We start from the raw sequence: 14,152 nt of genomic DNA on the forward strand, positions 1-14,152 counted from the left end.
GTCCGCAGAACCCTTTTCCGACCCGCCGCTGGCCGCCGCGCCGTTGCGTCCGTTCGATCCGGAACGCGCGCTGCAACTGGCCCGCCAGACCTTCGACATCGAAGCCGCCGCACTGCACGGGCTGAAGGCCAGGCAGGGCGACAGTTTTGCGCGGACGGTCGAGACGATGCTGAACTGCAAGGGCCGGGTCGTCGTGATGGGCATGGGCAAGAGCGGCCACGTCGGCCGCAAGATCTCGGCGACGCTGGCGTCGACCGGCACGCCGGCGATGTTTGTCCATCCCGGCGAGGCGAGCCACGGCGACCTCGGCATGGTGATGCCGGCCGATGTCGTGCTGGCGATCTCGAATTCGGGCGACAGCGACGAGATCGGCGCGATCCTGCCGGCGATCAAGCGGCTCGGCGTCACGTTGGTCGCGATGACAGGGCGGTCTGGCTCGACGCTGGCCCGCCATGCCGATCTGGTGCTCGACAGCGCCGTCGATCAGGAGGCCTGCCCGCTGAACCTCGCGCCGACCGCGAGCACGACCGCGCAGATGGCGCTCGGCGATGCGCTGGCGGTGGCGCTGCTCGATGCGCGTGGTTTCCGCGAAGCCGACTTTGCGCGCTCGCATCCCGGCGGCAGCCTCGGCCGCAAACTGCTGATGCATGTGCGCGACCTGATGCGCAGCGGCGATGCCTTGCCGAAGGTCGGCCCGCAGGCCAGCCTGAACGAGGTGCTGCGCGAGATGACCGGCAAGGGGCTCGGCTTCAGCGCGATCGTCGACGACACCGACCATGTGCTCGGCATCTTCACCGACGGCGACCTGCGCCGGCTGATCGAGCAGGAAGCCGACCTGCGCGGCCTGAATGCCGAGAAGGTGATGCACACCGGCCCGAAACTGGTACGCAGCGAAGACCTGGCCGTCGACGCCGCCGACGTGATGGAGAAATACCGCATCACCAGCGTGCTGGTCGTCGACGAGACGGGGCGCCTGGTTGGCGCACTCAACTCCAACGACCTGATGCGGGCGAAAGTGATATGACCCCCCCCGGAGCGCCTTCGGCGCACCCCCCCAGGGGGGCGCCGCCAGCGGCCCGGCAGAGCCGGTTCCGCGGCGGCTGCTTGATCCGTTTTGAGTTGGCTTCGAGTCGCGCGCTTGCGCAACCAATGCGATGAAGATGCTTCACCCTGCTGCGCGGTTTGACCCCGAACTGCTGCTGAAGGCGCAGGGGATGCGGGCGGCGATCTTCGATGTCGACGGCGTGCTGACCGATGGCCGGATCTACATCGGTGAGCACGGCGAGCAGTTCAAGGCCTTCAGCACGCTCGACGGCCATGGGCTGAAATTGCTGGCGCGCGCCGGCATCACGCCACTCGTGATCAGCGGCCGCGATTCGCCGGCGGTGCGGCGGCGCATTGCCGACCTCGGCATTGCCCACGCCACCTATGGCGCGGCCGACAAGCTGGCGGCGGCGACGCCGCTGCTGGAGCAGCTCGGTGTCGACTGGCCCGAAGTTGCCGTGATGGGCGACGACTGGCCCGACCTGCCGCTGATGACGCGCGCCGGTTTTGCCTGTGCGCCGGCCAATGCACACCTCGAGGTGAAGGCGATTGCCGGCCATGTCACGGCGGCTGCCGGTGGCCACGGCGCGGCGCGTGAATGCTGCGACCTGCTGCTGGCCGCCGGCGGCCACTATGCAACGCTGCTGCTGGGCCATCTGGTGACGCTCGATGGTGGCGGGCACTGATACCGCGGCGGCTCGGCTGACACCGAGCGCACCCGGCAACCGGACCGGCGCCGCGCCGGCACTGCCGCTGGCCCACCAGCTGCGCGAATACCTCAGCGCCTACCTGCCGCTGCTGCTGATGGGCCTGCTGGCGCTGGCCACCTGGTGGCTGGTCGAGAATGCGCCGGAAGTCGAGCGTACGCGGGCGGCGAAGCCGTTGCGCCACATCGCCGACTACACGATGAACGATTTCAGCGTCCGCCGCTATACCGCCGACGGCCGGCTGCGGGTGCAGATCGAAGGCAGCGAACTGCGTCACTTCCCGGATACCGACACGATAGAGATCGATGCGCCGCGGATCCGCGCGATCGCCAACGACGGCAAGCTGACGGTCGCAAAGGCGCGGCAGGCGATCAGCAATGCCGACGGATCGGAGGTGCAGCTGCTCGGCAGTGCCGAGGTGGTCCGCGAGGCAGCCGGTGACGCGCCGAAGATCGAGTTCCACGGTGAATTCCTGCACGCCTTTCTCGACGCCGGCGAGCTGCGTTCGCATCTGCCGGTGCTGATCCGCCAGGGTGCGACGCAGTTGCGCGCCGACGCACTCGACTACAAACACGATGCGCAGCGGCTGCAGCTGAACGGCCGTGTGCGCGCAACGTTTGCGCCGCCGGGCCGCGCTGCCGGTGCTCGCCCATGACGAGCGGCAGCGGTCCGCTGGTCCTGATCAGCGGCGCGTCGAGCGGCATCGGACAGGCGCTGGCGGCGCGTTTTGCGCGCGGCGGCTACCGGCTGGCGCTGCTGGCCCGGCGCGAGGATGCGCTGCAGCAATGGATCGCCGCCCAGCAGTTCGATCCGTCGCGCGCGCGCGCCTGGGCAGCCGACGTGCGCGACCTGCCGTCGCTCGCCGAGGCGAGCCGGCGCTGCATCGCCGAGCAGGGCCTGCCGGATGTCGTGATCGCGAATGCCGGCATCAGTGTCGGCATCGATACCGAGGATGCCGAGGACCTGGAGGTTTTCCGCGCCAGCCTCGAGACCAATCTGCTCGGCGTTGCGGCGACCTTCCAGCCGTTTCTGCGCGGCATGCGCGAGCGGCGCAGCGGCACGCTGGTCGGCATTGCCAGCGTCGCCGGCATCCGCGGCCTGCCCGGGCACGGCGCCTACTGCTCGAGCAAGGCCGGCGTGATTTCCTATTGCGAAAGCCTGCGCGGCGAATGCCGCGGCCAGGGCATCGACGTCGTGACGATTGTTCCGGGTTATGTCGATACGCCGCTGACGCAGCGCAACCGCTATTCGATGCCGTTTCTGATGGCGCCCGACAAGTTTGCCGACAAGGCTTTCGCAGCGATCACCGCCGGCGCCAGCTACCGGGTGATTCCTTGGCAGATGGGCGTCATCGCCAAACTGATGCGCGCGCTGCCGAACCCGCTGTTCGACAGGTTGCTGGCCGGGCGGCCGCGCAAGCGCCGGCGCAGCGAATAGCGCGCAGCGCACGACAAAAAGGCGGTGGGCTTTCGCACACCGCCTGATTGGCCGGACGGCAAGGCCGTCCGCAACACGTCAACGCTGGTCAGTAACCGCCGCGACCACCGCCGCCGCCGCCATAACCGCCGCCGCCACCGCCGCCGGAGCGACCGCCGCCACCGCTGCCATAACCGCCGCCGCCGCCGGAACGACCGCCGCCGCCGAAGCCGCCGCCGCCGCCACCGTAGCCGCCGCCACCACCGCCACCGGAGCGGCCACCGCCGCCGCCGCCATATCCGCCGCCGCCACCACCGTAGCCGCCACGGCCACCGCCGCCGCCGCCACCGAAGCCACCCGGCCGGTCCTCACGAGGACGGGCCTCGTTGACGACGATTGCGCGGCCGTCGACGAGCTGGCCGTTCATGCCATTGATCGCCGATTGGGCCTCGGCATCGGAGCCCATCTCGACAAAGCCGAAGCCCTTCGAGCGGCCGGTTTCGCGGTCCATCATGACCTTTGCGGAGGTCACGGTACCGAACGGTGCAAACGCCTGCTGCAGACTGTCGTCGCGAACGCTGTAGGCGAGGTTGCCGACATAAAGTTTATTGCCCATCGAGAGCGCCTTTCATTCCTGATGACTCAGTTACCCATGCGGAGCTTTGACCCATCCTGACCCATTCAAGCGAAGGCGCGGACTCCATACACGAATTTCCATTATCAATTCATTTTTGCGCTGCGTGCAAAGGCTTCTCGCGCCTTCGCAAGCGAAAGTGTTGGGAAAGTGCCTTGTTGTGGGGCTGGGTATGATCAAGCCGACGCGGAATCACGCCTTGCAGCCGCCGCTCGGCGTCGCCGGGTCATCCGTCCGGGGCGCTGCCAGTACATGCCGAAAAACGATCTGCCCCCGTTGAGAATCGCCAGCCTGGTGCCCAGCCTGACCGAACTGCTGTTTGCGCTCGGGCTCGGCGACCACGTCGTCGGCCGCACCGGTTTCTGCATCCACCCGGCCGCCCGGGTACGGGTAATCACCAAGCTCGGCGGCACCAAGGATGTCCTGCTCGAGCGGCTGCGCGAGCTGTCGGCGAGCCACCTGCTCGTCAATGTCGATGAAAACCGCCTCGAGACGATCCGCGAGATCGAATCCTGGCCGGCTGCCGAACGGCCGCGGATCGTCGTCACGCACCCGCAGGGGCCGGAAGACGTGATCGGGCTGGTCGGACAACTGCTTGCCGAATTTGCAGCCTGGCCGGGCCTGCCGGCGGCCACCGCCGAACAGCTGCGGCAGCGCGCCGCTGCACTGCAGCACGATCTGCAGGCCGAACTCGCCGCGACCGCGTCCACTCTCGGCGAATGCCGCAAACGCGTGCTGTACCTGATCTGGCGCGAGCCGTGGATGACGGTTGCGCGCGACACCTACATCGCGCGGATGCTGGCGCGGATCGGCTGGCAGACGCTGCCGGCCGTCGACGGCGGCCCGAGCGGCGCCGCGCGTTACCCGACGCTCGCCGGCGACGAGCCGTGGCTGTTCGACGTCGACCGCGTGCTGCTCAGTTCCGAACCGTATGCCTTCGGCGAGCAGCACCTCGCCGAGGCCGCCGCGTTGTGCCCGAATGCGCGGGTCGAACTGGTCGACGGCGAGGCGCTGAGCTGGTACGGTCCGCGCACACTCGACGGCTTGCGGCTGCTGCGGCAGATGGCTGCGGAAGACGGCGGCAGCGCCGCTGCTGGCGACTGAGCCCGTCACCCGACCCCATGGACATCTTCAAACCCTTCGTCACGTTGCTCGCGATCGTCAACCCGATCGGCGTGGTGCCGTTTTTCATCCACTTCACGCAAAGCATGCGCGGCGAGGAGCGCCGGCGCACCGCGCGGGTCGCCGCCTTCAGCGCCTTCGTCGTGATCGGCGTCAGCGCGCTGGCCGGGCTGAAGATCATCGAATTCTTCGGCATCTCGCTGGCGTCGTTTCAGGTCGGCGGCGGCATCCTGCTGCTGATTTCCGGCATCCAGATGCTGAATGCGCAGCCGGCGGAAACCCGGCCCGAGGATGTCCGCGAAGGCAACAGCAAGGCCAATGCCGGCGCCAGCGTCGCCGTCGTGCCGCTGACGATCCCTCTGCTGACCGGCCCGGCAACGATCTCGACGATGGTGATCTACGCCGACAAGACGACCCACTGGTGGGAACAGGGCGTGCTGGTCGGTTATGGCGTCGTCGTCGCGCTCGTCACATGGATCGTGTTTTCCGCGTCGGGGCGGATCTCGCGTGTGCTCGGCATCACCGGCATCAACATCACGACCCGGCTGATGGGGCTGATCCTCGCGGCGGTGGCGGTCGAGCTGCTGGCCGGCGGCCTGGTCAAGCTGTTTCCGATCCTGGCCTCGACGATCGGCGGTTGAACGGCCCTGGGTCGACCGACAATCTGCCCGACATGGACGACGAAACCACCTTCGACTACATCGTCTGCGGCGCCGGCACCGCCGGCTGCCTGCTCGCCAACCGGCTCAGCGCCGACCCGGGCAAGCGGGTGCTGCTGCTCGAGGCCGGCGGCACCGACGCCTACCTGTGGGTGCATGTGCCGGTTGGTTATCTGTACTGCATCGGCAATCCGCGCACCGACTGGCTCTACAAGACCGATGCCGACCCGGGGCTGAACGGCCGCTCGCTGATCTATCCGCGCGGCAAGCTGCTCGGCGGCTGCTCGAGCATCAACGGCATGATCTACATGCGCGGCCAGGCGCGCGACTACGACGGCTGGGGCGCCGGCGACGGCCATGGCCCGAATCCGGGCTGGAGCTGGGCCGAGTGCCTGCCGGCCTTTCTTGCCCACGAGGATTTCTACAAGGGTGCCGACGAGTTCCATGCCGCGGCCAGTGCGCTGCCGGCGAATCGCCCGCGCGGCGGCGAATGGCGGGTCGAGCGGCAGCGGCTGAAATGGGACATCCTCGACGCCTTTGCCGAGGCCGCGCGCCAGCATGGGCTGCCGCACAGCGAGGATTTCAACCGCGGCGACAACCATGGCGTTGGCTATTTCCACGTCAACCAGAAAGCCGGCATCCGCTGGAATGCGACCAAGGCATTTTTGCGGCCGGTGCAGCGGCGGCCGAATCTGCGCGTCTGGACCAATGCGCAGGTGGTGCGGTTGCTGTTCGACGAAAACGTGGCTGACGGTGGTGAGCCGGTCGTCAGCGGCGTCGAGATCATCTCGCCGCGCGGTGGTGCGCCGCTGCGCCTGACGGCACGCCGCGAGGTCGTGCTGGCAACCGGCGCGATCGGCACCCCGATGCTGTTGCAGCGCTCCGGCATCGGCGCAGCATCGCTGCTGCAGCCGCTCGGCGTCACGCCGCGCCACGAACTGCCCGGCGTCGGCGAAAACCTGCAGGACCACCTGCAGATCCGTGCGGTCTATGCGGTCAGCGGCGTGCGCACGCTGAATACGATCGCCAACAGCCTGTGGGGCAAGGCGCAGATCGGCCTCGAATACCTGATGTCGCGCAGCGGGCCGATGAGCATGGCGCCGTCGCAGCTCGGCGCCTTCACGCGCAGCCATCCGACGCTGGCGCATCCGAACCTGCAGTACCACGTGCAGCCGCTGTCGCTCGACGCCTTCGGCCAGCCGCTGCACCGCTACGACGCCTTCACCGCGAGCGTGTGCAACCTGAACCCGACCAGCCGCGGCGCGGTGCGGATCCGCTCGACCGAACTCGACCAGGCGCCGAGCATCGCGCCGAACTACCTGCAGACGCAGGCCGACCGGCTGGTGGCTGCGCAGTCATTGCGGGTGACGCGGCAGATCGTCGCGCAGCCGGCGCTGCAGCCGTATGCGCCGAAGGAGGTCAAGCCCGGCGTCGAATACGAATCGGACGACGACCTGGCCAAACTCGCCGGCGATATCGGCACGACGATTTTTCATCCGGTGGGCACCGCGAAGATGGGCCCGAAGGCCGACCCGATGGCGGTCGTCGATGCGCGGCTGAAGGTGCACGGCGTGCGGCGCCTGCGCATCGCCGACGCCAGCGTGATGCCGACGATCACCAGCGGCAATACCAACTCGCCGACGCTGATGATCGCCGAGCGCGCGGCGCAGTGGATCGTGGAGGATGCGGGCAAGGCTTGATGCGTGGTGGTGCCAGAAGTTGTAGGAGGGGCTTCAGCCCCGATCCGGGCTGCGGAAAATCGCGCGTAGGAGGGGCTTCAGCCCCGACTCGGGCTGGTGGAAATCGTGCGTAGGAGGGGCTTCAGCCCCGATTCGGGCAGTGGCAATCGGGGCTGAAGCCCCTCCTACAAAATCCCCAGCGCTCCAGCACCCCAACCCAGTCCAGCCCTTCCAGAATCAGGCATCAAAGCTCAAGGCCTGCGCGCCGGCAACGGTGCCCTGGTCAGCCGCGGCCGCGGTCCGAGGTCGGTCGGCGGCGCCGGTGCGGCGTCGATCAGGCGCAGGCATTCGGTCAATGCGGTCTGCAGCTGCACGTCGCGGCCGGCGGCGGCATCCTGTGGCGCGTTGTCGACCGGGATGTCCGGGTCGGTGCCGTGGTTCTCGACACCCCAGCCGACATCGCTGAACCAGAACGCAAATTCCGGCTGCGTCGTCTCGGTGCCGTCGACCAGCGCATGCCGCGGGTGGATGCCGATCACGCCGCCCCAGGTGCGGGTGCCGACCAGCGGGCCGAGTTTCATCAGCTTGAAGCCGTGCGAGAAGATGTCGCCGTCGGAGCCGGAATGTTCATTGGCCAGCGCGACGACCGGACCGCCGATCGATTCCTCCGGATACGGCGACACCAGCCCCCACCGCGACTGGTCGTAGCCGATGCGCCGCCGCGCCACCTTCTCGAGCAGCAGCGACGAGACATGGCCGCCGCGGTTGTATCGCAGGTCGACGATCAGCCCCTGGTTGTCGCATTCGGTCAGGAAGTAGCGGTGGAATTCGGCATAACCGGCCGACATCATGTCGGGCAGGTGCAGGTAGCCGACGCGGCCGTTCGATTCGGCATGGACCCAGCGCCGCCGCGCCTCGACCCACTCGCGGTACAGCGCCGGCACCTCGTCGCTCAGCGCCTTCGCAACCACGTCACGGCGCCAGACGCTGCCGTCGGCCGCGTTGCCGGCCAGCGTCAGCGAGACGCGGCAGCCGGCCTGGTGCACCAGCAGCGCCTGCGGCGGCAATTGTTCGGTGACCGGCAGGCCGTTGACGGCGACGATGCGCTGGCCGACCTTGGCCTCGACGCCGATTGCATTCAGCGGCGAGTCGGCCGCCTCGTCCCAGGTATCGCCGCGAACGATCGCGGTGATCTCGTAGCCCGGCGGCAGCGGCGTCGCCTTGCCGTTGCCCTTGGCCGCGTCGCCATCCCCATTGCCGTTGCCGTTGCCATTGGCCGGCGCACCGTTCGCCCACTTCCACTGCGCGGCCAGCTGGCCGAGGCCGACCGCCGGCGGCTTGCGGTGGTCGCCTCCGTATTCATAGGCATGCGAGGTGCCGAGTTCGCCCTGCATTTCCCAGATCAGATCCGACAGCTCGGCGCGCGTATTGACCTGTTCGAGCAGCGGCGAATACTGGTCCCAGACACCGTCCCAGTCGACGCCGGACAGGTCTTCGGTCCAGAAATTGTCGCGCTGCAGCCGCCACACCTCGCGCAGCATCTGCGCCCGCTCGGCACGCGGCTGCAACGACGCGCGGATCCGCTCCAGGTCGATCCAGCCGCTCTTGCGCGACGGCTTGTCGCTGCCGGCCGGCGGCGGCTCGGGTTTGCGGTCGGCGGCGATCACGCGCAGCTTCTTGCCGCAACGCACCAGCAGCGTCTGGTGGTCGTCGGCGAGCGTGAAGCCGTCGGCCTTCTCGACGATGGTCTCGGCCTGCGCAGTGGCGAAATCGAACAACTCGATTCGGCCGGTTTCTTCGCTGTGGCCGCCGCGGCCATGCGCGCCGACGATCGGCAGCACGGTCCAGATCACCTTGCCGCCATGGACGCCGGCGATCTGGCCATAACGGTCTTCGGGCACCGGGAAGGCGGCAATGCGGTCGGCAATGCCGTCGAGCTCGATCGGCGGCAGAGCGCCATTGGCCGCGGCCTTCGCCGGTTGCGCCTTGCCACCGGCCGTCTTCGCAGCCGGCGCGCTGCTGGCGGCCGGGGCCGGCACTTCCGGTGGCGCTTCGCGCATGCCTTTCGGCGACGGGTCGAACGGCGGCGGGCCGCCTGCCTGCAATGCGATCAGATAGGGGCGGACTGCGCGCGGAAAACTGAGGTCGAAATGCACCGCGTCGTAGACCGGGTCATAGGTGCGCACCGACAGGAAATAGAGGTAGCGCCCGGCCGGGTCGAATGTCGGTGCGCTGTCGCGGAATTCTGGCTGCGTCAGCAGCGTCTGCCGGCCGTCGGCCAGGCTGTGCAGCTTGATCGCCCGGTGCCGCAGGCTGGTTGCGATCGAATAGGCCAGCCAGGCGCCGTCGGGCGACCACGCGAGGTCTTCGCAGCGGCCGGCCGGGCTGTGGTCGATGCGGCTGAAGACCGCACCGTCGCGGTGGCTGTCGGGTTTCTTGTCGAGGTCGACCAGCCACAACTCGTTGCGGTGGTTCGCCAGCGCGATGCGGCGCCCGACAGGCGCCGCCTGCAGGTTGGTGATGCGGCCGAAATCGCCGGGCAGCGGATGGGTTTCGCCATCGATGCGGATTTCCAGCTGCTCCTCGCCGCTGGCGTCGCTGACGACGACCAGCGTGCGGCCGTCGGCCAGCCACTGGCCGAGGCGCAGCCGCGCGCCGTCGGCCGGACCGAGCTGGCGCACCGCGCCTTCCCACAAGGCCATCGTGAACAGCTTGCCGCGCACGTCGAGCGCGAGGCTGTGGCCCTGCGGATGCAGCGCGACGCCGCCGAGGTTGTCGGCGGCGCTGACGAAGCGGCGCGCGTTCTGGCAGCGGTTGCCGGGCAGCTCGAGCGCTATCCTGCGCGTGCTGTCGTCGGCCGGGTCGAACAGCCACAAGGCGCCGGCAGATTGATAGACGATGCGCTTGCCGTCGGTCTGCGCATGGCGGGCGTAGAAGTCGCCGTGGTCGGTGTGGCGCTGCACATCGTCGCCGTCGGGCCGGCACGAATAGAGGTTGCCGATGCCTTGCGCATCGGACAGGTACCAGATCCGCTCGCCGAGCCACATCGGGCTGGTGATGTTGCCGGCCAGGTCGAGGCGGCGGAAATGGCCGTTGCCGAGTTCGTCGACCCACAGGTGGCCGGCGGTGCCGCCGCGGTAACGTTTCCAGCGCGCCGGATCGGCGGTATTGCGGCCGATCAGCAGCCGCCGCCGCGGGTGCTCGCGGTCGTACGAGAGGTGGTTGACCTGGCCGAGCTCGAGCAGCTTCGGCAAGCCACCGGCCGGATCCAGCGTATAGGCACGGTAGTTGCGGAAAAACGGCTGGCCGTGGGTGCTGACGAAGACGATGTGGCCTTTCGGCGTCCAGCCGCGCACCATCACGTCCGGGCCGAGCCAGGTCAGCCGCCGCGACTGGCCGCCATCGACCGTCATCAGATGCACTTCGGGATGGTGCTCGTCGCGGCTGACATAGGCGATGGCCGCGCCGTCCGGCGAAAAACACGGCGTTGTCGGCTCCGACAGCCCGGAGGTCAGGCGCAGTGCAGGGCCGCCATCGACGCTGGCCAGCCAGAGGTCGTCGTCGCTGACAAATACCAGCTTGTCGCCATGCAGGCTGGGGTGGCGAAGGTAGGCGGGATTCGACATGACGCTCCTCGTACGACGGAAAACGGTGCCCTTGCCGCTGCGCTGGCCGGGGCCGCAGCCGGACGAGGATACTGTCTACCGCTGCCGGAGTCGATCACATCTGCCGGAACCGGTGGCTGTAGCTGTCTGAGACCTGCAGCGTTTCGCTGCGCTCCTTCAGCTTGACGACCAGGTGGCCGCGGAAATCGCGGCTGATGCCGGCGACCGCTGTCGCATTGATCACCGTGCTGCGATGGATCTGCCAGAACTGCTCGGGGTCGAGCTCCTCGAGCAGCTCCTTCAGCGATTTGCGGATCAAGGCCTCGCCGTCGCGGGTGACGACGCGCGTATATTTGTTGTCGGCCTGGAAATAGCAGACCTCGTCGACGGTGATCAGCTTCATCGTCTGGCCGATCGAGGCATTGATCCAGCGCAGCGGGTTGCGCTGCGCCGCGATTCCCGCACTGCCGTTGAGCAGCCCGTCGAGCCGCGCCGGCGGCTGGCTGGAGCCGAGCCGCTCGCGCACCCGGCCGATCGCGGTGAAGAGCCGCGCCGCCGACACCGGCTTCAGCACATAGTCGATCGCCCCCTGCTCGAAGGCGGCGACCGCATGCTGGTCGTAGGCGGTGACGAAGACGACGTGGCTGCGGCCACTGGCCTGCCGGGCGACTTCGAGGCCGGTCGCGCCGGGCATCTCGATGTCGAGAAACACGACGTCGGGCCGCCGTTCGTCGAGCAGGCGCAGCGCCTGGATGCCGTTTTCGGCCTCGCCGACGATCTGCAGCTCGGGCCACAGCTGTGCGAGCTGCTCGACCAGCTGCTGGCGCAGCGTCGTCTCGTCCTCGGCGATCAGCGCGGTGGCCTGTTTCATGCCGGCAGGTCCATCGTGAAACGCGACAGCCGCGGCGGCATGTCGGAGCCCGCATCGCTGGCAGGCAGATCCTCGCAGATCAGCGATGCGCGGCCGTCGTACAACACCTGGAGCCGCTCGCGCAGCCGCTGCAGCTCGTCGTCGCCCTCGCACAGGCCCGGTGACGCGAAGGTCAGCACCAGCCGCAGCGAGTTGCCGGCCATTTCCGCCTGCAACTCGATCCGGCTCGGCATCGCATGCCCGGAGCGTACCGCACGCTGCACCAGCGGCAGCAGCAACATCGGATGGAAGGTTGCGCGGCGCAACGCCGGCGCCAGCTCGGCGACGAACCGCGGCTCGCCATCATGCATCGCCTGCACCAGATCGAGGTAGGAGCACAGCAGGTCGATTTCGGCGCCAAGCGTCGAACCGGCTTCGCGCAGCTTCGGCAAGGCCACCCGCAGGTAGGTGATCAGCCGGTCCATCTGCGCATGGGCAGCGACACGGTCGCCGCCGGCGCCGGCCGGCGCATCGTAGAGGCGCTCGATATCGACCAGCACATCGAACAGGAACTGCGGCTCGACCTGCGCCTGCATCGCGGCCAGCCGCGATTCGAGCGTCGTGCGGGCGAGCCGGGCCTGTTCCTCGAGCGCGACCGCAACGGCGGCCTCGCTGCGCCGATGCCGCCCGGCCATCTCGAGCACCGGGATCACCAGCGCTGCCGGCAGCAGCGCCGAGACGCTGTTCGCGACAAACATCGCGAGCCAGCTCGGTGGCGCCTTGCCCTTGTGCGCGTAGGCGGCTTCCATCACCGACGACAGGCCAAAAAACTTCAGCAGCAGCGGCCCGAGCAGTGCGGCAAGCACCGTCGCCAGCAGCACCGCGGTGACGAGCCGCCGCACCCGGTGCGGCGACGCCGGCGCGCTGCGATCGGCCGGCAGCCAGGTCGCCAGCAGCAGCAGCCAGAACAGCATCGGCATCATCATCTCGCTGACCACCAGCGCGCGGCTGCGCTGCACCAGCGTCGGGTCATCGAGTGCCAGCAGGTTCATGCCGCCGAGCACGCAGCCGAGCAGCACGAACAGACCCAGTTCGGCCGCCCGCAGCGAACGCCACGACTGCCACAGGTGGCGCAGCGGCTCGGCACCGAGCGCCTGGCCGTGGCGCTCGAGCGACGACAGGACGGCGCTCATGCGGCCACTCCAATCGCGTCAGCCGGGCCTTGCTGCTGCAGCGGCAATACCAGGCTGGCGACGATGCCGGCGGCCGCGCCGGTGCGCAATTCGAGGCTGGCCCGGTCACCGAACAGCGCGGCGAGCCGGCTGCGCGTATTCGACAGCCCGACACCGCTGCCGGCGGCGGCGGTGAAGCCTCGGCCGGTATCGGCGACCTCGATCGCCAGCCGGCCGTCGTCGGTGGCTCGGGCGCGGATGTCGATCCGGCCGCCCTGCGGCAACGGCGCGAGCCCGTGCTTGACGGCATTTTCGACCAGCGTCGGCAGCACCATCGGCGGCACCGCGGCGTCGAGCAAGGCCGGGTCGGCATCGATGTCGAAGGCCAGCCGCGGGCCCATCCGCAATTGCAGGATGGTCAGGAAGGAGCGCGCCAGCTCGAGCTCGCGGCGCAGCGTCGAGCCGCTTTGGCGCATCGTCGGCAGCGCCGCGCGCAGATAGTCGATCAGGCTGCGCAGCATCTCGCGGCCGCGACCCGGCTCGGTTTCGTGCAGCCGCTGCACATGGGCCAGCGTGTTGAACAGGAAATGCGGCTCGATCTGCGCCTGCAGCGCCGACAGCCGCGCCTCGAGGCCGCGCGCGGCGAGCCGCTCGCGCTCCTGCGTCGCCTGCGCCAGCTGGCGGCGCGAGCGCAGTTCGCGGCGCGCAAACCAGAACAGCGCATAACCGAAGCAGCCGTTGACGAACCAGATGCCGACCGTCGGCAGGAACCAGTGGTGATCGAAGCGGATGCTGCCGCTGTAGACGATCAGCCGCAGCAACGCGCCACCCACCGCCGCCGCGGCGACGGTGATGCCGCGCAGCGCAATCGCCGCGACCGTCGGCAGCGTCACGCCGCTCAGCACCGCCTCGGTCAGTGCAATCGCCAGCAGCACCGAAAACGCGCTGATCAGCGTCTGCCGCAAATAGACGACGCTGTTCCACAACACGACGTCGATCGGGTTCAGGTGGACGACCATCGCAAACCGCGTCACGACGAAGGCCAGCGCCAGATAGAACACGATCGCGACGGTGCGCGAATTGACCAGCATCCGGAACGTTGCCCACGCGCCGACATCGCCGGCGGGACGCAGCGGGCAGTGGGCGTATGAATTGGCCGGACTCATCCCGCCGGATTGTGAAATGTCGGAGCCGCCGCCGCAATGGCGATGCGACGAAGCCGGCGCTGGCGCGACGACCGCGGCCGTCGGGCGATGGAAGCGGC

The 14,152-nt window shown here is 68.8% G+C and carries 12 protein-coding genes; 7 read left to right on the forward strand and 5 right to left on the reverse strand.

What is annotated here, in order from left to right:
• The first annotated feature begins 28 nt into the window (after positions 1 to 28).
• The 4 genes from ACNH6H_RS12410 to ACNH6H_RS12425 all read left to right on the forward strand — a co-directional run bounded on the left by ACNH6H_RS12410 (position 29) and on the right by ACNH6H_RS12425 (position 3,188).
• A complete protein-coding gene (locus tag ACNH6H_RS12410) occupies positions 29 to 1,024 on the forward strand; it encodes a KpsF/GutQ family sugar-phosphate isomerase (RefSeq protein WP_418321299.1) in 996 nt (331 codons plus the stop codon).
• Between the two features lie 130 nt (positions 1,025 to 1,154).
• Entirely contained in the window at positions 1,155 to 1,730 is a 576-nt protein-coding gene (locus tag ACNH6H_RS12415; protein WP_418318056.1) for a KdsC family phosphatase, read from the forward strand.
• On the forward strand, positions 1,714 to 2,406 hold the full coding sequence (gene lptC / locus ACNH6H_RS12420; RefSeq protein ID WP_418318057.1) for an LPS export ABC transporter periplasmic protein LptC: 693 nt from the start codon (positions 1,714 to 1,716) through the stop codon (positions 2,404 to 2,406). The genes ACNH6H_RS12415 and lptC overlap by 17 nt, the downstream gene beginning before the upstream one ends.
• Complete coding sequence (locus ACNH6H_RS12425) at positions 2,403 to 3,188, forward strand: SDR family oxidoreductase (RefSeq protein WP_418318058.1); 786 nt, start codon at positions 2,403 to 2,405, stop codon at positions 3,186 to 3,188. Before lptC ends, ACNH6H_RS12425 begins: the two co-directional genes overlap by 4 nt.
• A gap of 88 nt (positions 3,189 to 3,276) precedes the next feature.
• Here ACNH6H_RS12425 and ACNH6H_RS12430 read toward each other — a convergent pair whose 3' ends face one another.
• On the reverse strand, positions 3,277 to 3,783 hold the full coding sequence (locus tag ACNH6H_RS12430) for an RNA recognition motif domain-containing protein (RefSeq protein ID WP_418318059.1): 507 nt from the start codon (positions 3,781 to 3,783) through the stop codon (positions 3,277 to 3,279).
• 294 nt (positions 3,784 to 4,077) lie between these two features.
• Here ACNH6H_RS12430 and ACNH6H_RS12435 point away from each other — a divergent pair, with 294 nt between their 5' ends.
• The 3 genes from ACNH6H_RS12435 to ACNH6H_RS12445 are packed head-to-tail and all read left to right on the forward strand — an operon-like array spanning position 4,078 to position 7,282.
• A complete protein-coding gene (locus ACNH6H_RS12435; RefSeq protein WP_418318061.1) occupies positions 4,078 to 4,905 on the forward strand; it encodes a helical backbone metal receptor in 828 nt (275 codons plus the stop codon).
• A 17-nt stretch (positions 4,906 to 4,922) separates the two neighbouring features.
• Entirely contained in the window at positions 4,923 to 5,564 is a 642-nt protein-coding gene (locus ACNH6H_RS12440) for a MarC family protein (RefSeq protein ID WP_418318063.1), read from the forward strand.
• Positions 5,565 to 5,596: 32 nt separating this feature from the next.
• Positions 5,597 to 7,282, forward strand: coding sequence for a GMC family oxidoreductase (locus ACNH6H_RS12445; protein WP_418318064.1), 1,686 nt, complete (start codon positions 5,597 to 5,599; stop codon positions 7,280 to 7,282).
• A 230-nt stretch (positions 7,283 to 7,512) separates the two neighbouring features.
• On the opposite strand, the gene ACNH6H_RS12450 is transcribed toward ACNH6H_RS12445, so the two are convergent.
• The 4 genes from ACNH6H_RS12450 to ACNH6H_RS12465 form a co-directional block, all read right to left on the reverse strand.
• The gene (locus ACNH6H_RS12450) at positions 7,513 to 10,887 is read right to left on the reverse strand and encodes a S41 family peptidase (protein ID WP_418318066.1); all 3,375 of its coding nucleotides are present in this window, start codon (positions 10,885 to 10,887) and stop codon (positions 7,513 to 7,515) included.
• A gap of 94 nt (positions 10,888 to 10,981) precedes the next feature.
• Entirely contained in the window at positions 10,982 to 11,737 is a 756-nt protein-coding gene (locus ACNH6H_RS12455; protein ID WP_418318068.1) for a LytR/AlgR family response regulator transcription factor, read from the reverse strand.
• A complete protein-coding gene (locus tag ACNH6H_RS12460; protein ID WP_418318070.1) occupies positions 11,734 to 12,909 on the reverse strand; it encodes a histidine kinase in 1,176 nt (391 codons plus the stop codon). The genes ACNH6H_RS12455 and ACNH6H_RS12460 overlap by 4 nt, the downstream gene beginning before the upstream one ends.
• Positions 12,906 to 14,054, reverse strand: a complete 1,149-nt coding sequence (locus ACNH6H_RS12465) for a sensor histidine kinase (RefSeq protein WP_418318072.1) — start codon at positions 14,052 to 14,054, stop codon at positions 12,906 to 12,908. The genes ACNH6H_RS12460 and ACNH6H_RS12465 overlap by 4 nt, the downstream gene beginning before the upstream one ends.
• Between the last annotated feature and the right edge of the window lie 98 nt (positions 14,055 to 14,152).

The sequence above is a fragment of the Pseudideonella sakaiensis genome, from assembly GCF_048320135.1.
Classification (GTDB): domain Bacteria; phylum Pseudomonadota; class Gammaproteobacteria; order Burkholderiales; family Burkholderiaceae_C; genus Ideonella_A; species Ideonella_A sakaiensis_A.